Raw genomic sequence first — 18,835 nt, 5'->3', positions numbered from 1 at the left:
CATCTACATGACCATTTCTCATCATTTTCGCGGCGCTTTTGTCTTTGCTTCTGTTTTGGCTGGTTTTGTAACCACCACACATGCAGCTGGGAACAACTACACCATCGAACTGGGTGCCCAAACTTACCAGGCCAACAATGCGGTGTCGGTCGATCAGTTTGATGCAGACTTCACGGGTTACAGCCCTCAGCACAGCCAACTGTACGCCTTGGGTGAAAACCTGGCCTACATTCAGGCCAGCCGTGCGGGCTACACCTTGCAGGCCTACAAAAAGCAGGAAATTTTTATCAACGCCGGGCGTGAAACAGGGCAGTTGTATGCCGATATTAACGCCCGAGTACCGCCAAACAACAATCGCCCATACGCTATTGATTTTGACGGTTACGGCATTGAGCAAACGGGCATTGGCATTTCGAAAACATTTGCCTTGCCTCTCAACAAAGCCGACACATCCCTCACCATTACTCCCGCTGCACGGGTGTACAACATCAATCGATACCGGGAAATTCAGGCAGGCGGGTTTGCGGCCGCGCGGGCCGATGGCAGCTATGACATTGCTATCAACACCGTCGAACGCGACACTCAGGCCGATTTCACCTTTCCCTTGGGCAACTCCCCAAGTGGCATGGGGTACGCATTTGACGTGGGTGCAAACTGGCAAGTCAACCCAGCCTTGCAGGCTTTTGCCAAGGTCAGCGACCTTCTTAATTTCAACAGCATCAAAAATGCGCCAACCACGGTTCAAACCATCAACAGCAATGTGAACCAATTCGATGCCGATGGTTTCTTGAACTACAACCCAGCAATTCAAGGGCGCAACAGCCGGGAAACCTACGACTTCAGCTTGCCCGTTAAAACGCATTTGGGTGTGTTGTATGCCGCTAATTCAAGCTTGGTTGACCAGCTTGGGTTCGATGTTCGGCACATTCAAGGCTTGGTGTTGCCGCGTGTTAGTGCTGCTTGGGTAAAGCCGTTTGCCTGGCTTGAAAGCGTAGGTGTGGGGTACGAGGCGCATTTTGAAGCGATCGACCTGGCGGTCAATTTCAAATACGGTGGCGTGCGCCTAGGGTTTGACAGCCTTAGCGATGACAACCGTCGAGTCGAGTTTCTTCAAGTGTTTTTCAAAACAGATTTGTAACTACTATCGAGCGTTTGGAATAGTTCTGTCAGCAAAGTTACGCCCCCCTCATTTTGGTCAACAAGCAAATGCATCCACCCGCATGAATGCTGAGTAATAGAGAGTGGCGCACATCTTTGAAAGTTGAGCTAGGGTTAACTCTAGGTGATATACTCGATAGTCTATGACAGTCACAAAACTGCCATGTTGCGTGTGCACAATTGCGGGGCGTTGCAGCGGGAACGCAGCTTGCTAAGCAGTTATAAAAATACATTGTCAACGGAAGTGCACCGCTGCCGTTTGGCATTATCTGAATATTAAAACCAGTCGATCGGGCTTATTTCGGGTCGGCAACACACAAACATCGGGAGCATCATGCAAACCATCGAGGCTATCAAAGTCTTCTGGCCAGCAGCGTTAACAGGAATTATTTGCTCCTTATTGGTAAGCCTGGTTATTGTGGCCACCAAGCGTTGGCATGGTGCTTTCAGTATGGATGGCACCAATGGCGTGCAAAAATTTCACACCATGCCCACGCCGCGTATTGGCGGTATTGCACTGGCGGCCGGTTTTCTGGGCACGTGGTTTGTGCTTCCTCATGGTTTTTCTCAGGGCACAGCAACCCTATTGGGCTTGGTTCTCATCGGTGGCATTCCAGCTTTTGCTGCCGGTTTGCTTGAAGATTTCACCAAAACAGTGTCGGTTAAGGCCCGCTTGCTTGCCACCGCAGCCAGTGGCTTGTTGGCCGCGCTCATTACCGGTTACTGGGTGAATAGCGTTCACGTACCAGGTATTGATTCGCTGCTGGCCTTTGCCCCGATCGGCATTCTGTTTACTGCTTTTGCAATTGCAGGCATTGCAAACAGCGTGAATATTATCGACGGCTTCAACGGCTTGGCCAGCGGTGTTGTTATTCTCATGTTGCTTACCATTGGTGTTATCGCCTTTCGGGTAGATGACACCGCCGTGCTTAACATGGCCATATTGGGTGCCGCAGTGGTTGCTGGCTTCATGTTGGTTAACTACCCCAAGGGCTTCATTTTCCTGGGCGATGCGGGCGCATACAGCCTGGGCTATTACGTGGCTGTGCTGGCCGTGGCCCTGGCCATGCGCAACCCGGCAGACGTCAGTCCGTGGGCCATGTTGCTGGTGTGTGGTTACCCGTTCATTGAAACCCTGTTCAGCATTTATCGCCGTGCCAGCCGCAAGCGCAAGCACAACCCCGGTTGCCCCGATGCCTCGCATTTGCACAGCCTTATTTACCGCCGTGTAGTTAGCCGCAAGTTGTTGCCTTATGCCCCAGCCTGGAAGCGCAACGCCTATACTTCGCCTTTTTTGTGGGTGTACTCATTTATTCCCATGTTGGGTGCAATTTTTTGGCCGGAAAGTTTGGGGATGGTGGTGGCCTGGCTAGTGATCAGCTTTGTGGTTTACCAACGTATGTACCGCCGCATGCTGCGCTTAAGCATTTACTTCAGAAATCGCAAGGAAATGGCGAGCTAAAGCGGCTTTCTGCTAACCTTAAATCCAACTGGCCAATTGTGGCCTTGACCGGTAATTTCAATTAATAGAGTTAAACGATGTTTCTATCAGCTTTCGGCCAAAAGATCCGATTTGCATTGGTTTGTGTTGCACTGGTGTCCAGCGGCAGCGCATTTGCCCAAGTGCCGCTTGGTTTGGCAGGTTTTGTAAATGATCAACAACTTAACCGTTCAAATACTGATCGTTTGAATGCGCAGCCCAATAACCTGCCTTCGAATGTGGGTGAGGGGCTTGTTGGCAAAGTCAATTCGGAATCAAGCTCAGGAGATGTGGCGCAGGGTGCAGTTGAAGCACCGCTCCAGGCGCAGCCTTTGCCCAATCGACCACTTAGCCTGTTTCAGCGCTTTGTGTTTGAAAACACCGGCAAGTTGCTTTATCCATTTGGCACATCTGCGCTCAAGGTCGACTTAAAACAAACGCAAGCTGAAAACACCCCCGTTTCCGCAGACTATGAAATTAGCGCGGGTGATCAAATTTTGGTGCGGGTGTGGGGCGCTATCGATGTGAACCACACCGCCGTGGTCGATCGCGACGGTCAGCTCACCATTCCTTCAGTGGGCACCTTCCCCGTGGCCGGTGTGCGGGCTCGCAATCTGGATCAATTCCTCACTGCTGAAATCAGCAAGTACTACAAAAACTTTAACCTAAGCGCCACCCTGGGCAAGTTAAGTGGTGTCAGCATTTATGTGGCAGGTCAGGCATTGGCTCCCGGCATGCACACAGTAAGCAGCACTAGCACTTTGGCCTCGGTGGTGTTTTCTGTGGCACAGCCCGGTGTCAACGGCAGCTTTCGCAATGTGCAGCTAAAACGTGGTGGTGTTACTGTGGCCACCTTCGATCTGTACGATTTGCTTCGCAAAGGCGAGTTGAACAATGACCGTAAACTTAGAGCGGGCGACGTAATCTTTATCGGTCAGGCTGGTGCACGTGTGGCACTGAACGTGGCTGGCCCCGCCGCCGCAATATTTGAACTAAAGCCCGGCGAAGGGCTGAACGATATTCTCGAAATTTCCGGTGTCGACCGTACCTTGCTGCGCCAAGACTCTGTTCTTATCGAGGGTTTCAACACCGACAACCCGAAGGCGCCCCGTGCGGTAGAGCAGCTTAGCTACAGCCGCGCTTTAAACCAGGCGGCCCTGAAAGACGGCGACATTGTAACCCTGTTCCAAACCCGCCGCGAATTTACCAACGCAGTGACCTTGAAAGGCAATGTGGCCACACCTGCGCGCTACCCGTTTTTTGAGGGTATGCGAATTGCCGACCTTATTCCCAATACCGATGCCTTGATTCAAGACAGCTACTTCAAAAAGAAGGGGGCCTTGGTTCAATTCAGCAAAGACGACGCAGAGCGATCAGTTCGGGATCCAAAGCTGCAAAGCCAGTTGAACACAGACGACTCCAAACTGTTCAATAAAACCGACCAAGGCGAAGAAGGTGAGCAAAAAATTGAAGTGGTTGAAGACACCATTTCGAACATGCTTTCACAAATTAACTGGGATTATGCAGTTATCGAGCGGCTAGACAGGCAAGAACTGCAAACACGCCTCATTCCTTTCAACCTGCGCAAAGCCATGGCTGGCGACCCCGTTCAAAACATGCAATTGCAGGCGGGCGATGTGGTCACAGTGTTCGGTGCTAACGATGCCCAAATTCCCCGCTCGCGCCAAACTGCCTTAATCAAGGTAACTGGCGAAGTGAAAGCCCCCGGTTACTATCAAATTGCCCCGGGCGAATCGCTGCGCGATGTGATTGTAAAAGCGGGTGGTTTGGCTGAAGACGCCTACCTGTTTGGCACCAAGGTAACTCGCCGGGCCATCGCAGTTGAGCAAGAACAGCAAAAGCAAAAAGCACTGGAGCAGGCTGAACGCATGTTGGTGTCAGCCCAAGCCAGCAATGCGGCCTCAGCAATTTCCGCTGGCGATGCCGCCAACGCCCAAAAGCAAGCCCAAATTCAAGGGGCGTACCTCGAGCGTTTGCGGAAAATGAAACCCGAAGGCCGCGTGGTTCTCGACATTAAACCGAATGCGCAAACTATTGCTGAATTGCCGCCTTTGTTGTTGGTCGATGGCGATGTGGTGTCCATTCCCTCGCTACCCGGCCAGGTGGCGGTGCTGGGCTCGGTGTACAGCCAGGGCGTGTATGCGTTCGAATCGGGTAACACTGTGTTTGACTATTTGGGATTGGCCGGTGGCGCGGCAAAGGGCGCAGACGATGGCTCCATTTTTGTAATTCGCGCCAATGGCACGGTAGACAGTGCGCAGCAAGGCTGGTTGCCTTTCGTTAGTGGCTTGTATGGCAAACGTGCTTTGCCTGGCGACGCCATTTATGTGCCTGAAGACTTCGAACGTGTATCGCTCACCAAAACGCTAATCGACATTTCCCAAATTTTCTACCAGGTTGGTTTGGGTGCAGCAGCGGTTAACGCCATTCAGGATTAACGAGAAATACGCATGAATTCGAATATTGATTCCCAGCCAGTTGGCGATTACGACGACGATGAAATCAGCCTGGTTGAATTGGCCACCACCCTGGGCGAAGAAAAAAAACTGATCTTCGGCTTGCCCTTTGTGGTTGGCATTGTGGTCATTGTGGTCAGCTTGTTTCTAACGCCCATATTTACCGCAAAAACCACACTGCTGCCTCCACAAAACAGTGGCGGCGGTGGCGCAGCGGCTGCTTTGGCCAGCTTGGGTGGTTTGGCTGGTTTGGCTGGTATTAGCACGGGTGGAACAACAGCCGACACTGTTATTGCCATGCTGCAAAGCCGCAGTGCGAAAGACCAAATTATTAATCAATTTAACTTGGTTGAATATTACGAGGCCGAACTGCGCTCAGATGTTTACAAAACGCTGGATGGAGTGGTTCGGGTGAGCAGTGATAAAAAATCGAACTTGATTACCATCGAGGTCGACGACAAAGACCCCGAGCTGGCTGCCAAAATGGCCAACGCCTATTACGCGGTGTTGAAAGACCTTATGACCCGCGTGGCAGTTACCGAAGCACAGCAACGCCGTCAGTTTTTTGAAGATCAGTTTGCAAAGTCGAAAGAGGAACTTTCTGCGGCGGAAGTAAAGCTTAAAGAAACCCAAGAACGCACCGGTTTGGTTGAACTGAAAAGCCAGGCCGAGGCCACCATTGAGGCCGTGGCACGCCTGCGTGCCGAAATTGCCCAGCGGGAAGTGCAGCTAAGCGCAATGCGCACCTTTGCCACGCCCGAGAATTCAGACTACCGCCGTGTGGTGGCTGAATTGAACGGCCTGCGTGCTGAACTCAAGAAGCTGGACAAAGGCGGCACGGGTGGTGAATTGGGGCTGGTGTCTGCGGGCAATTTGCCCGAGCAAGGGCTTGAATACGTTCGCGCTTTGCGCGAAGTGAAATACCAGGAAGCCGTGTTTGAAATTATGGCCAAGCAGTTTGAGCTGGCCAAAGTGGACGAAGCCAAAGACGGCGGCAATGTGCAGCAACTGGACATGGCCACTGTGCCCGAGCGTAAAAGCAAGCCTAAACGTGCCCTGATTGTGGTGTTAAGTGTGCTGGCCGCCGGCTTTTTGGCGGTGTTAATTGCCTTGATGAAAGGTGCCATGCGCAAGGCAGGTAGTGATGAAGAGTCGGCCACTCGCCTTCAGGCCTTGAAAAAAGCTTGGCGCCTGCGTGGTTGAGTGTTGAGCCGGGTGTTGTAAGTAAACTATCGCCCTTTAAATATGGGGTGGTGTTAACGCGGGTTTTGTTGTAAGTTTTACCTTGCGCGCTTTTGGTAATTGTTTATCCCTAGGGAGATTGGATATGAAAAAGTTTTTGGCATTAATTTCAATGGTTGTATTCAGCGGTGTTGCAATTGCGCAATCCGAAACTGGTGAAGCTGCTTCTGGTGGTCAGGCCGGTGGTGCTGGTGGTGGCTCCGGTGGTGCAAGCGCAGGTGCTGGTGCTGGTTCAGGCGCAAGTGCAGGTGCCGGCGCGGCTGGTGCTGGCGCTGCTGCTGGTGGCTTGGGCGTTGCCGGTGCGGTAGGTGTTGCTGCTGCTTTGGGTACTGTTATCGCTGTTTCTAACGACGACAACAATGCCCCCGTGTCTGTTTCTCAGTCACAGTAAGCTGCCGTATCTAAAAACGCCTCCTTTCAGGGGGCGTTTTTTTTCGCCCAACCCATTCGCATTTGTATAAAAACCCACTGTGCTCAAATTTAATCGCCTTCTTGTATTGCTAGTTGCCAGCCTTGGCCTAAGTGCATGTGCAAGCAACTTCAAAGCTGCATACGACATGATTCAGGCGGTGGGTTCGCCAAGCCCGTACCGGTTTGAGCAGTTTGAAATGAACCCCAATTTGCAGTACCTGGAAGCGCACACGGTTGGTGCGCAAGCCATGATGGTGCTGGGCTACGTGGCCACGCCCAAGCAGCAGCCCCCAGTGCAAACCTGGTACGATTCACAACGCGAATTGCTGCGGCTGCAAAACGGTTTTTTGGTCAGTGTTACCGGTGTTAATAACGCCATAAGCACCACTGAATACACTTGGGCCGCCCCCAACCAGCAAGCGGTGCAATTGCCCACCAGCAAAACTTACAGCCAGCCCGATCAACAAATTTTTAATAAAACTGTGGCCTTGCGTTTTCAGGCGGTGCCTGAATCATCTGTAAACACGGGCAACAGCGTGCTGCGCAAACGCCTTTTAGAAGCCGCGCAACAAGGCAGGCAACCCTTGGTGTGGTTTCAGGAAGTACCGCTGCCCAACAGTGAAATTCCTTACAGCCTGCATGCATTTGCCAGCAACGGAAGCCCCGTGTACGGCAGCCAATGCCTTACCCCCAGTGTTTGCGTTGAATGGCTGCACCGAACCAACCCAGCAACCCAGCCATGAAACTTAAAACAACCGCAGCCCTGGCCTTGTTAATTGCCCAGTTTGGTTGGGCCCACGCGGAAAGCATATACGCGCCAAAGCAGGGCGAGCGCCTTTCAGAGCTGCTTATGCGCGAGCAATTATTGCCCGGCAGCGCCACCAATGGCGAAGGGCAAACCCTGCAACTGGGCAGCATGCTGTTAAAGCGTGCTGAACTGTACAACAAGCAAGCACTTCAAAAAACGCAACTGATTACGCTGCTTGGCATGCAGCCCACAGGCAAAGTGCCTGCTTATTTAAAACCATTGGTGGAAAGTTTGCCTGCCACAGGCCGGCAACTGCTGCCCACGCAAGATGGTCATGAAATGGCCGCCAAAATGCACCTGGACCCGGTGTTGCAAGCCAACGATTCGGTAGTGCTGCAACCCACAGCCAACCACATTGCCGTGCTGGGCACGGGTGGGCAGTGTGTGGCTGAGTTTAAGCCGCAGGTGTCGGTAATTGCCTATTTGCAGCAATGCTTTCCAAAACGCAGTTGGTACCAGTTTGGCGCAGGTTTTGACCATGCTTGGCTGGTGCAACCCACTGGAGAAGTACACAAGCTGAACGTGGGGCTGTGGAACCAAACTGAACAAACCTTGCCACAACCAGGTGCATGGGTGTGGGCCCCCACACGCGGTAGTGGCTGGGCCGAGCAAGAAAGCCTGCAACTGGTCGAATTTTTGCAAACCCAGGGTGCGTATCAAACCGATAAGGCCGCACAAGTTGTGGCAGCACCCGCGGAAACTATTACACCGGCCAGCAATACACCTTTTGATTACACGGTGCGCCCCACCCGCAGCGATTGGGGCACGGTAGGCTTGCTGCAAATGCCCAGCGCCCGAATGGCAGAAGAGGGCACTATTAGCATTACTGCCAGCCGGGTTGAACCTTATTCCCGCTATTCCTTTATTTACCAGCCTTTTGAATGGTTGGAAGCGGGTTTTCGGTACTCCATTATTACCAACCGCCGTTTTGGGCGGTTCGATTTTAGTGGCGATCGCAAATACCAGGACAAAAGCGTGGACTTGAAGGTACGTTTGTTGGATGAGACTGCCTACCTGCCTGAGGTGGCTATGGGCCTTCGCGACATTGGCGGCACTGGTTTGTTTTCCAGCGAATACTTTGTGGCTAACAAACGTGCGGGCCAGTTCGACTTCACCCTTGGCTTGGGCTTTGGCAACATGGCCACTGGGGGCGGCATATCCAACCCAATAGGCTTTATAAGCGATGAATTTGACACTCGTCCGGAGCTGGATGTTGGGGTTGGTGGACAGGCCAACAGTAGTGCTTACTTTCGTGGCGAAGCCGCACTGTTCGGCGGTGTTGAGTGGCAAACCCCCTGGCATGATTTGATTTTTAAAGTGGAACTGGATGGCAACGACTATACCAACGAACCACTGAACAACCCGCAGGTACAAACCACCAATGTTAATTATGGTGCGGTGTACCGCATTAATGATTACATCGATTTCAGCGTTAGCGTACAACGCGGCAACACCATGGGCTTTGCCTTGTCGTTTAAAGAGAATGTAAGCAAGTATGCAGTGCCCAAAATAACTGACCCCAAACCTGTGGTGGTTACGCAAGGCCCACGCCCTGCCAGCACCAATTGGGAAAAAACCGTAAAGCTGGTGGAAGAGCAAACCACCTGGAATGTTGAAAGCGTTCAACAACGTGGCAGTGAAGTGCAGCTTACCGTTAAAAATGCCGACGTTACCTACCCAGCCAAGGCTGTGGACAAAGCCACCGCAGCCCTACATGAAAACGTGGCAGAAGGCATTAACTGGTTTAGCTTTGCTTACCAAAACCGAGGCGCGGAAATTGCAGAACATGTAGTAGACCGCAACAAATGGGCTGAAGACAAAACCCAGCTGCCAGTATTGAAAACTGAGCAGCAAAACGAGCAGCACGCCAACGGCGGCTCGGTAGTGGCCGTTGAGCCCAATAACTACGCCTACAAACCGTTGCACACCGATTACGACCCCTGGTACAACGGCGCTGTTGGCTTGGGTTACGATCAAACCTTTGGTGGTGCCAATGGCTACCTGTTTCAGTTTACAGCCTATGCCAGGGGCGAAGTTGAATTAACAAACAGCACTTGGATAACTGGCCGTGTAGACCATGTACTGGGCGGCACATTCGACAAGTTTACACAACGCAGCACCAGCAACTTGCCGCCTGTGCGTACCAATTTCCGCGAGTATTCAACAGCCTCCGACACCAAACTGAGCAACTTGCAACTTAACCATGTGGGCCAGCTATCACAAAACCATTTTTACAGCTTGTATGGCGGGTATTTGGAAAGCATGTTTGGCGGCGTGGGCGGCGAATACCTGTACCGCCCCATGAATTCACGTTGGGCCTTGGGGGTAGATGCCAACCGCGTAAAACAGCGTGCATTTGAACAAGACTTTGATTTCAGAAATTACACGGTGAACACCGGCCACATTACGGCTTACGTGGACACTGGTTTTGAAGACATACTGGCCACGGTTTCAGTGGGCCAATATTTGGCTGGGGACAAAGGCGTTACGGTAGACCTTTCACGTGTGTTTGACAACGGCGTGAAAATTGGTGCCTACGCCAGTAAAACCAATGTGTCGGCTGAAGATTTTGGTGAAGGAAGTTTTGACAAAGGCATTTACCTGCGTGTGCCTTTTGATGCGCTGTTTAGCAGCACCGTACCGGGCGATGCCAGCTTTAACTGGGTGCAGGTAACGCGAGATGGTGGTGCGAAGTTGAGAAGGGCTTTGAGCCTGTTTGAAGAAACGAGCGTGAGAAGCCCGAGGACTTTGCAATTTAAATCAGCGCTGCCGTAATTTGATGCACGGTTCTGCGCACTGAAAACTCACGTTCAAATAATTGTTTGCAACGGATTGGCAATTTGTTATCCGTTTGGATTGAGTCGAGCAAAATGCTGCACAACTGAAGCAACTCGTCGATAGAGTTGCTCTCGCAAACTTGCCCCACACGTTCATCCCGAATGATTTGAGCCAGATCGTTACCAGCATTAATATTGGCTAACACAGGCAATCCGCTTTGCATGTAAGTTAAAAACTTGCCGGGTATGTTGTGCGATTTGTGCTTGTAATCCAAAGCAACAATGCCCACGCTGCATTGCGCGTAAAGGCCAGGGATTTCGTCTGGGTCTATTTCATCAAAAAATACGATGTTGTGCAGCTGTCGTGTTTGTGCGGCCAACCTTAACCTTGCTGCCTCGCTGCCGCGCCCAACAAACAGAAATCCAACGCCAGTGTTTGCCAGCAGCTTTTCGGCCAAATCCAGCAGAATATCCATGCCTTGTGCCACACCCATATTCCCGGCGTAAACAAATATTGTCCGCCCTTTCAGTGTTGTTTCATCGACTTGAATTGAGCATTTTTTTTGTTTCGGTTCATCAAGCCAGTTTTGCAACACCTCCAGTTTGCGGTTTGGCTGTTGTTGCCATTGTTCAAAGTAGGTTTTGTTGCCCGGTGTTTGCACACCAATTACATTGGCCACTGAATACTGATAACGCGCCACCGCACTAAAAAAACGATAGGGCAGCCCGCGACCCATCAGCCCCATGTCCACAGCCCATTCCGGGAATATGTCCCGAATAATCAGGTAGCTTTTGCAATTGCTGGATTGTTTGATGGCACTGACCAGGGGCCCGTGGAAAATGGACGGTGCGTACCACAGCACACCCTCCCATTTGCAGTTTGCCAGCGGGCTTCGCTTCAGGTTGCGCAGCATGGCCAGCGGCATGAGCAGTTCAGCCAGTGTTCGGCGAATGTAGCTTATGTCTTTGGTTTTGGGTGCTCTAAGGCGCAACACCTGCACACCATCAAACTGCTCCAGTTGCCAAGGCGTTTGCTGGCCGGGCGCCGGTAGCAGAACAGTAAGCTGGTGCCCCTGCCGCGCAAACTCACGTGACAAATCGCGTAGCTGCACAGCACCGGAAGTGCGCAAAGGCGGAAATGTATCCGCAACAAGTACCAACTGCATGGGCTTTTGGTTCAATACTTTTTCCAGACCACGCGGTTAACATAGTCGGTGTAACTGTGAATAATGCGCACTACTTTGTCGCTTACGTTCGGTGCGCTGTAGTCGGCAACCAGTCGCAGCAAACGTGTGTCACCACGGGGTTGAGTTTCCAGAATGGCCAGCCCTTGCAGTACACGGTTCACTTCCAGGCCTACCATCATTACCGCAGCTTCTTCCATGCCTTCGGGGCGTTCATGGGCCTCACGAAGGTTTAATGCCGGGAAGTTAAGAATGGATGATTCTTCATTGATCGTACCGCTGTCCGAAAGCACCGCCTTTGCCTGTATTTGCAGGTTTACGTAGTCATGAAACCCCAAGGGTTTTAGCAGCCGCACGAGTGGATGAAATGTGGCACCTGTGGAATCAACCCGTTTTTGTGTGCGCGGGTGGGTTGAAACAACCACGGGCAAGTTGTGTGTTTCCGCCACGGTGTTCAATACATTCACGAGTTTGCTGAAGCTTTGTTCAGACTCAATATTCTCTTCCCTGTGCGCACTGACTACAAAATATTTCTCCGCTTCCAAGCCCAGTGTCTTTAGCGCCTTGGATGCTTTGATGTGCGGCAAATAATGATGAAGCACTTCGTACATGGGGCTGCCAGTTTTAATGATTTGATCGGGTGGCAGACCTTCGCGTAGCAAGTAGTCCCGGGCAATTGTGCTGTAAGTCAGGTTGATGTCGGCTGTGTGGTCCACAATTCGGCGGTTTGTTTCCTCGGGCACGCGTTGATCAAAGCAACGGTTGCCTGCCTCCATGTGGAATATTGGAATTTTCCGGCGCTTCGCTGGAATTACACTTAAACAACTGTTGGTGTCGCCAAGCACCAGCATGGCCTCAGGCCGTACCTGAGCCAGCACACCGTCCACGGCGGTAATCAAGTTGCCGATGGTGTTGGCAGCTCCGCTGCTGCCTTCGGCACTGTTTAAAAAATAATCCGGCTTACGCACACCCAGATCATCAAAAAAAATCTGGTTCAATTCGTAATCGTAGTTTTGGCCGGTGTGCACCAGAGTATGGTCGCAGTGCACATCGAGCGCAGCAAATACACGGGACAATCGAATAATTTCCGGGCGTGTACCCACGACCGACATCACTTTAAGTCTTGTCATTGTTTTAAACCTTGCTTGCGATGGTATCGGGCCGCTCGCGATCGAAGTTTTCATTGGCCCAAAGCATCACGATCATTTCATCGTTGCCAATGTTGGTAATGTCATGTGCCCAGCCGGGAATGGTGTCTACCACTTGGGGTTGTTTGCCATTGGTGCGTATTTCAAGCAGTTCGTTACTTAACAGATGGCGAAACCTGAACAAGGCTTCACCCTTGATCACCAAAAATTTTTCAGTTTTGGAGTGGTGATAATGCCCACCTCGTGTCACTCCCGGGTGCGCAGTGAAATAGCTGAACTGCCCACAATCGGGTGTTTTCAGCATTTCAACAAAAGTACCTCTGGGGTCAGTGTGTTGCGGTATGCAGTAGGAAAATTTATCAGCAGGCAGGTAACTTACATAGGTTGCATATAAGGCTCTAACCAACCCAGTACCCACCGCTTCGGTAATCAGGTTGGTGCGGCAGTTGTCAAACGCTTTAATTTGAGCCGCCAAATCGCCCAAAGTACATTCGTATTCAGGTTGAACCTGGCGTTGCGATGCTCCCATGGACGTACATTGAATTGCGTCGACAAGTGCAGCGACTACATCATCCACATACACCAATCTCAAACTGGCGTTGGGGTCGTTGATTTGTATTGGCAAGCCCCGCGCAATGTTGTGGCAAAAGGTGGCTATAACCGAGTTGTAATTGGGCTTGCACCACTTGCCAAACACGCCGGGTAGGCGAAATATGATTGCGGGGTTACCCGTGTTTTTGGCCAGATTGTAAACAGCCTGTTCACCGGCAAGCTTGCTGCGCCCGTAGGCGTTGTCACGTTCTGCTTGTGTGGACGATGCCAAAACCAAGGGAATTTGCCGGCCCGTGGAATTGGTTTCGTTTTGAATGGCTTTGCAAAGCGTTTCAGTAAGCCCAGCATTAACAGTTTCAAAGGCACTTTCGTCTGCCGGGCGATTTTCACCAGCCAGGTGCACTATCGCATCTGCCTGCGCCACCAGATTGGGCAAAGTGTCGGGGTTGTCGCCACGCACAAAGCTGCTAACAGTATGCCCAGGTAGTTCACCAAGTCGGACCTGCAGGTTTTTGCCAATAAACCCGTTTGCACCAGTTACTAATACGCGGCGGGTGGTTTGGGGCATTTTGTTTACTCCTCGGGTTCGGCGTGTTCGCCGCGCACCGTGGCTTGCATAAAGCGCAATTTCATCAGCAGGGTTTTCATGCCTTCAATATCCAGTCTAGTTGTATTGTGCGAGTTGTACTCTACGGCCTCAGAAATTCTTATCTCGCCTTGTTCAACGTATTTACCGTAGTTTAAATCACGCAGATCGGGGGGGACGCGGTAGTACTGCCCAAGATCTTGAGCAGCCACCATTTCTTCCCGGCTTAGCAATGCCTCAAACAGCTTTTCACCATGGCGCGTTCCGATTACATTGATTGGGTGCTTGGGGGCACCCAATAAACTGGTAAGTGCCTGCGCAAGCACTTCAATTGTAGCGGCGGGTGCCTTTTGCACAAAAATTTCACCTGGCTGGCCGTGTTCAAAAGCAAATAACACCAAATCAACAGCGTCGTCCAAAGTCATCATGAACCGGGTCATGTTGGGGTCGGTTATTGTTATGGGCTGACCAGCGCGAATCTGGTTGGTGAACAGTGGTATGACAGAACCGCGAGAGCACATTACGTTGCCGTAGCGGGTTACGTTGATTACGGTGCTGTTGCTACTGCGAGATTTTGCAACAGCAACCTTTTCCATCATCGCTTTACTAATGCCCATGGCATTGATTGGGTACACGGCTTTGTCGGTACTTAAAACCACAACGCGTTTTACGCCGCAACTAATGGCTGCCTCAAGTACGTTTTCAGTGCCTAACACGTTGGTTTTAACAGCTTCAAGCGGATGAAATTCACAAGACGGTACCTGCTTTAACGCTGCTGCGTGGTAAATAAAATCAACCCCCCTGGCAGCGTTGAGTACAGATTGATAATCCCGTACATCTCCGATATAAAACTTCAATTTGGGACTGTTGTACTTCTTGCGCATGTCGTCTTGCTTTTTCTCGTCGCGGCTAAAGATACGAATTTCAGCAAGATCAGATTCAAGAAAGCGACGTAGAACGGCGTTACCGAATGAGCCGGTGCCGCCAGTAACTAACAGTCTACCTTTGGTGAAAAAAGAGCTCATCTCAATGTCCTTAAACGAAACGAAAACACTCGACAGAGGAAAAAAATTAAAACTACAACTATCGTTCCTATGATGTTAGCGGATGAAACCGACCAAAATCGACCTACTGGTAAAGAAATAATAAATATGTAGAGATAATACATCGCTATAAGGCCAATGGTGCCAAGCTGCGAACCGAGGGCTCGCTCGATAGTTTTGATGCGAGCCAATACAATCCAGGTAAAAAAGAATAGAAGAGGGATACCCAGTAGCTGAAGCATCACCAATGCTTCCGGAATCCAAACGCCTTTACATACGAAAAGATTGTTGCACATGCCTTCCACAAGCCCATAATTGGAGGAAAAAGCAAAGCTATTAAGTAGGAAAGGTGGGAAAGCGATAAAAATGTTTTCCTCGATCATCCATAGAACTACTTTTGATATAAAGAAAATTCCCATTGAAAAATAAGTCGACAATATATAAATAAAATAGGATCCGGGAAAGGAATAAAATTTTGAATCAAAGCAAAATGATTCGGTGATGCATGAGTTAGCTAAATATTCTTCTACACCCTCAAACCTTCTCAAGGTATTTGTAAAAAATAAAAAAATTAATATGCCGACAAACAGCAGGCGCGATGGCGAAATAAATTTAAACTCATTCTTGGAGAAAAGAACAGATCTAAATATTAAAGCGATACAGACTTCGAAGATTTCAAAAAACGTACCTCTTGAAAGGGCAAATGACGAATAAATGAGGGCGGATAATATTACGAAAAATAACTCAAATTTGCGATTTTCAGTCTTCAATTTGGAAAAACATATAAAAAGAAATATGAATTTGAAGAAAAATGTAGATAGGATTGCCGGTATTTTGTCAAGCGAGAAGTTTCCAATGTTGGATTCCGAAAAATATTGCTGATAGATGCCGTAGACATTTTCATTACTTAAGGTTAGTGAAAGAATATCTAGTGTGCTGCTTCCTGTATAGAATAGGGAGGAGTAGTTAACAAATATAAACTGTAAAGTAATTAATAGAGTAAAATGCCATTTCTTGCATCTGTGTGCAACCACTAAGTAGTCAAACTTGGCTGGATTGTCTTTGATGAGAAAGACGGGAAGTAATAAAAATACAATAAAAACGATTCCAACTATTCGCTCGATTAGAGTTGTGGTATTAGGTGCAAATAGCGCTAAAATAGTTATTCCTAACACCCATGTACGAAGGAATTTGATCATTTTGGCGGATTTGCTCTATACGGATGTCGTGTTGGTGCGAAATTCTGAATATTCAAAAGATGTTTTACCTAAGATTTAAAAAAAGAAAGAATTTTCCGAGTTATATAGATCCAGAGTCCTGCGAATCCTGAGGTTAAATTCAAAATGAAGTGATTGTTGGAATAGTACTGCGAGATAATATATAGATTTTTAAATGACAAATTCGGGAAAACGACCTCATCTGTAATGTGATAAGCTTTGAGGGTGCGTCCTTTTCGATCAAGAATCACATTCATCTCTGGGGGTTTGAGGTTTAATGAGTAGCTGTCAATTTCCTGTGTTTTTAAGTTTTTTATGGTTATTACAATATCAGTTTCGATGTGATTTGTCTGTATTCGAGTGCCGTACGTGTCAAATATGACCCGCTTCTTTAAGCCATTAATATAGAAATTAAGATTTTCTCTTTCAAGAAACTGATCGTATTTATACAGTTTTTCTTGATCGTAGAATATATAGTCTTTGGTCCCGTTGAATAGCTCAACCTGAAATAATGTGCTCTCATCCTTGTTGTGAAATCCTCGGTCGCAGTTATTTGACGAGTGTGAATCGTATGGATATAAAAAGTATTTATTTGTTTCAATTAAGTATATATTAAATATTTTTTTCCATGATGACTGGGGCCAACCCTTTAGCTTTTTCGGAGCTTGATAATCTAGCATTTCAATACAATCTTTCTTACCTTTGTACCATGTTTCAAAGTCTTGCCACATTTCTTTTGACCATGCTTGTCCCCATGACTGTGCGGTTTTTATTAGAAACACATCGGCTCCTGATTTTGCAGGAGTGAATGAGGTGGGCTTGTGGGCAAATTCGTTAATTCTTGGGCTGTACAATGCTATACCAGCTATGTTTTTGCTGGATGCGTAAAATTTTATAGCCTTTTTTGTAAATTTATATGAGGATTGCGATGGAGTAATGTCGTCCTCAAGCATTATAATAAAATCATATGATAGCGAAAACTCTCCGCAGAGCATAACATGAGTTCGTAATCCCAAATTTAATGGATGAGTGATTATTTTCTTTTTTCCAGCTGACCACTTAAAGTTTGTGGCTATATTCTTTACTGTATTTTGTTTTTCGCTGTAATCAATGCTAATAATTAAATCAACGTAATCATCGTCTAGGTCAATTGTTCGTATTTCATTCAGGGTTCTGAATAGACTTTCCTCCCTGTTGAATGCTACGACTACAATTGCGGCTTTAGTTGTATTTTTCATATATAGTCGATGCTTTTTTCGTCGTTTTTCTTTAGTGTTGATTCAAATATGGAGATTTTTTCTGATGTGATATTCTGATATTTTTTTATGTAAGTATTTTCTAGTATTAAATGCTCTGTGATTATTATGCCGATTTCAGATTTTTCGATTGCTTCTATGTAAGATTGTAGGTGCGGCCCATAATATAAAATAGGTAGTCCTTGTTTTATGTATTCAAATGTTTTGGAGGGTAGTCCGGGGCCTGCAAATGATAGGTTCATACTTACTAGGCCGAAATGGCAGGTGTCGGCTAATCTCCGGAGTTCACTATCATTAAGGTGTCCTAGGTATTGGACGTTCGGGCTGATTAGTAGTTGTTCGCTCGGTTTGTCTTTTGAGCATATAATTAGTTCAAATGAAGTTTCAAGTTTTTGTGAAAGCTCTTGATAGCTACCTAAGAGATCCCTTGTTGCATTTATTTGTCCTGCAAATAGTATGCGGATATGGGTTACGTCTTGTATTTTTCTCGTGTGTTTTTTAATTTTTTTCTTAATTATTGGAAAAAAATACTTTTTTTTAGCGTCAGGGTATCTGGCTAGAAAATCGTGGGTGGGAACTATTTTTATATTAAAGAGTGCTATAAGTGAGTTTTCTACAGCGTCTGCTATTTTGCGTATAAGTCTTTCATCGTAACGTTTTTTGTTTATGATAACGGGGTATGAATCCCAGATTAGGCATGCACATTTTTTTCTCATTATTTTGGAAATTATTATTAATGCCGTAGAGTATATTGCCGGTTGGTGAAATAGAATAATATTATTTTTTTGTATCTCTTTAATTGTTTCTAATAAATTCGAGTCATATTCGAATAATCTCATTCTAGTTGAATTGATTTCATATATTTCTTTTGCTAACTTCCATTCCGTTCCGACGCCAGATTTTCGCGTAATGAATAGAACGTCAGTTGTCTTTTTATTTTCTGTTTCTTTCATTTATGTTCTGCTAAATATTTGCATATTTGAATTTGTTGCCTTTTTTTAGTACCTGCCCCGTAAGTTTCCTTGCTGCCCTGTTCAAAGTGTCAACCAAAGCGTAACCTGATTCAATTTTCTAGGATTCAGCTCGATTAAAATACTTTGAGTCATAAAGTCTAAACAGCTCATAGGCTTTGCTCACTCTCAGGCTAAAATTTATGAACTTGCTATTTCTTTGAGTTTGGATGGCGTCATGGCCTTTTTTAGGGCGTTTTCAGGTGCTGCGTTGTGAAGAACCTGTTCAGCAAAAATGCGCTTGAGATTATCATTTCCAATTCCCTGCCCCGACAGCCACTGGTAATAGGTTGATAGGTTAGTGCCGTGCTTATTGCAAGTCGGCAACAATCTGGCGTTCCGTTCCTTTCGATTTTTCACAACGCTTTCCTTCGTCATGCAAAACTTCTTGTGTTTCATATGTTGACTATTCGAGGAGGTTTACAGTCAGGTTTTGTATTTAAAAACCCCTTAACGAGATATATTTAACCGACCAAGTTGTAGCAA

At 48.1% G+C, this 18,835-nt stretch carries 15 protein-coding genes; 7 read left to right on the top strand and 8 right to left on the bottom strand.

Annotation, left to right across the window (positions count from 1 at the left end; all coding sequences use genetic code 11):
• The first annotated feature begins 7 nt into the window (after positions 1–7).
• From FCS97_RS01275 to FCS97_RS01245, 7 genes are all read left to right on the top strand, one after another.
• Positions 8–1,138 carry a DUF5723 family protein gene (locus FCS97_RS01275; RefSeq protein ID WP_138515883.1) on the top strand — a complete coding sequence of 377 codons (1,131 nt, stop codon included), beginning with the start codon at positions 8–10 and terminating at the stop codon, positions 1,136–1,138.
• A 354-nt stretch (positions 1,139–1,492) separates the two neighbouring features.
• Positions 1,493–2,620 carry an MraY family glycosyltransferase gene (locus tag FCS97_RS01270; RefSeq protein ID WP_138515881.1) on the top strand — a complete coding sequence of 376 codons (1,128 nt, stop codon included), beginning with the start codon at positions 1,493–1,495 and terminating at the stop codon, positions 2,618–2,620.
• Between the two features lie 77 nt (positions 2,621–2,697).
• On the top strand, positions 2,698–5,097 hold the full coding sequence (locus FCS97_RS01265; protein WP_138515880.1) for an SLBB domain-containing protein: 2,400 nt from the start codon (positions 2,698–2,700) through the stop codon (positions 5,095–5,097).
• Positions 5,098–5,109: 12 nt separating this feature from the next.
• Positions 5,110–6,318 (top strand): GumC family protein, encoded by a 1,209-nt coding sequence (locus FCS97_RS01260; RefSeq protein WP_138515878.1) that lies wholly within the window; start codon positions 5,110–5,112, stop codon positions 6,316–6,318.
• Between the two features lie 124 nt (positions 6,319–6,442).
• Complete coding sequence (locus FCS97_RS16600) at positions 6,443–6,748, top strand: hypothetical protein (protein ID WP_212746422.1); 306 nt, start codon at positions 6,443–6,445, stop codon at positions 6,746–6,748.
• A gap of 106 nt (positions 6,749–6,854) precedes the next feature.
• Complete coding sequence (locus FCS97_RS01250) at positions 6,855–7,511, top strand: YjbF family lipoprotein (RefSeq protein ID WP_138515876.1); 657 nt, start codon at positions 6,855–6,857, stop codon at positions 7,509–7,511.
• Entirely contained in the window at positions 7,508–10,351 is a 2,844-nt protein-coding gene (locus tag FCS97_RS01245) for a YjbH domain-containing protein (protein WP_171035119.1), read from the top strand. Before FCS97_RS01250 ends, FCS97_RS01245 begins: the two co-directional genes overlap by 4 nt.
• On the opposite strand, the gene FCS97_RS01240 is transcribed toward FCS97_RS01245, so the two are convergent.
• The 8 genes from FCS97_RS01240 to FCS97_RS01205 form a co-directional block, all read right to left on the bottom strand.
• Entirely contained in the window at positions 10,332–11,534 is a 1,203-nt protein-coding gene (locus tag FCS97_RS01240) for a glycosyltransferase family 4 protein (RefSeq protein ID WP_246065688.1), read from the bottom strand. The genes FCS97_RS01245 and FCS97_RS01240 overlap by 20 nt on opposite strands.
• Complete coding sequence (gene wecB, locus FCS97_RS01235; RefSeq protein ID WP_138515872.1) at positions 11,531–12,667, bottom strand: non-hydrolyzing UDP-N-acetylglucosamine 2-epimerase; 1,137 nt, start codon at positions 12,665–12,667, stop codon at positions 11,531–11,533. Before wecB ends, FCS97_RS01240 begins: the two co-directional genes overlap by 4 nt.
• A 4-nt stretch (positions 12,668–12,671) precedes the next feature.
• Positions 12,672–13,805, bottom strand: a complete 1,134-nt coding sequence (gene wbjC, locus FCS97_RS01230) for a UDP-2-acetamido-2,6-beta-L-arabino-hexul-4-ose reductase (RefSeq protein WP_138515870.1) — start codon at positions 13,803–13,805, stop codon at positions 12,672–12,674.
• 5 nt (positions 13,806–13,810) lie between these two features.
• Positions 13,811–14,848 carry a polysaccharide biosynthesis protein gene (locus FCS97_RS01225; protein ID WP_138515868.1) on the bottom strand — a complete coding sequence of 346 codons (1,038 nt, stop codon included), beginning with the start codon at positions 14,846–14,848 and terminating at the stop codon, positions 13,811–13,813.
• Positions 14,845–16,065, bottom strand: a complete 1,221-nt coding sequence (locus tag FCS97_RS01220) for a hypothetical protein (RefSeq protein WP_138515866.1) — start codon at positions 16,063–16,065, stop codon at positions 14,845–14,847. Before FCS97_RS01220 ends, FCS97_RS01225 begins: the two co-directional genes overlap by 4 nt.
• A gap of 68 nt (positions 16,066–16,133) precedes the next feature.
• On the bottom strand, positions 16,134–17,321 hold the full coding sequence (locus tag FCS97_RS01215) for a hypothetical protein (protein ID WP_138515864.1): 1,188 nt from the start codon (positions 17,319–17,321) through the stop codon (positions 16,134–16,136).
• A complete protein-coding gene (locus tag FCS97_RS01210) occupies positions 17,318–18,292 on the bottom strand; it encodes a glycosyltransferase family protein (protein ID WP_138515862.1) in 975 nt (324 codons plus the stop codon). Before FCS97_RS01210 ends, FCS97_RS01215 begins: the two co-directional genes overlap by 4 nt.
• A 198-nt stretch (positions 18,293–18,490) precedes the next feature.
• Positions 18,491–18,727 (bottom strand): hypothetical protein, encoded by a 237-nt coding sequence (locus FCS97_RS01205; RefSeq protein ID WP_138515860.1) that lies wholly within the window; start codon positions 18,725–18,727, stop codon positions 18,491–18,493.
• Positions 18,728–18,835: the final 108 nt, after the last annotated feature.

The sequence above is a fragment of the Limnobacter alexandrii genome (genome assembly GCF_005871185.1).
GTDB classification, from domain to species: domain Bacteria; phylum Pseudomonadota; class Gammaproteobacteria; order Burkholderiales; family Burkholderiaceae_B; genus Limnobacter; species Limnobacter alexandrii.
The sequence above is the reverse complement of the archived record's forward strand: the minus strand, read 5'-3'. Positions and strand labels throughout refer to the sequence as shown.

What these genes read in the sequence shown, in the direction of transcription:
- FCS97_RS01260 (WP_138515878.1), top strand. Translation starts at nt 5,110, where the DNA reads ATGAATTCGAATATTGATTCCCAGCCAGTTGGCGATTACGACGACGAT.
- FCS97_RS01225 (WP_138515868.1), bottom strand. Translation starts at nt 14,848, where the DNA reads ATGAGCTCTTTTTTCACCAAAGGTAGACTGTTAGTTACTGGCGGCACC.
- FCS97_RS01245 (WP_171035119.1), top strand. Translation starts at nt 7,508, where the DNA reads ATGAAACTTAAAACAACCGCAGCCCTGGCCTTGTTAATTGCCCAGTTT.
- FCS97_RS01265 (WP_138515880.1), top strand. Translation starts at nt 2,698, where the DNA reads ATGTTTCTATCAGCTTTCGGCCAAAAGATCCGATTTGCATTGGTTTGT.
- wecB (WP_138515872.1), bottom strand. Translation starts at nt 12,667, where the DNA reads ATGACAAGACTTAAAGTGATGTCGGTCGTGGGTACACGCCCGGAAATT.
- wbjC (WP_138515870.1), bottom strand. Translation starts at nt 13,805, where the DNA reads ATGCCCCAAACCACCCGCCGCGTATTAGTAACTGGTGCAAACGGGTTT.
- FCS97_RS01275 (WP_138515883.1), top strand. Translation starts at nt 8, where the DNA reads ATGACCATTTCTCATCATTTTCGCGGCGCTTTTGTCTTTGCTTCTGTT.
- FCS97_RS01220 (WP_138515866.1), bottom strand. Translation starts at nt 16,065, where the DNA reads ATGATCAAATTCCTTCGTACATGGGTGTTAGGAATAACTATTTTAGCG.
- FCS97_RS01205 (WP_138515860.1), bottom strand. Translation starts at nt 18,727, where the DNA reads ATGACGAAGGAAAGCGTTGTGAAAAATCGAAAGGAACGGAACGCCAGA.
- FCS97_RS01215 (WP_138515864.1), bottom strand. Translation starts at nt 17,321, where the DNA reads ATGAAAAATACAACTAAAGCCGCAATTGTAGTCGTAGCATTCAACAGG.
- FCS97_RS01270 (WP_138515881.1), top strand. Translation starts at nt 1,493, where the DNA reads ATGCAAACCATCGAGGCTATCAAAGTCTTCTGGCCAGCAGCGTTAACA.
- FCS97_RS01210 (WP_138515862.1), bottom strand. Translation starts at nt 18,292, where the DNA reads ATGAAAGAAACAGAAAATAAAAAGACAACTGACGTTCTATTCATTACG.
- FCS97_RS16600 (WP_212746422.1), top strand. Translation starts at nt 6,443, where the DNA reads ATGAAAAAGTTTTTGGCATTAATTTCAATGGTTGTATTCAGCGGTGTT.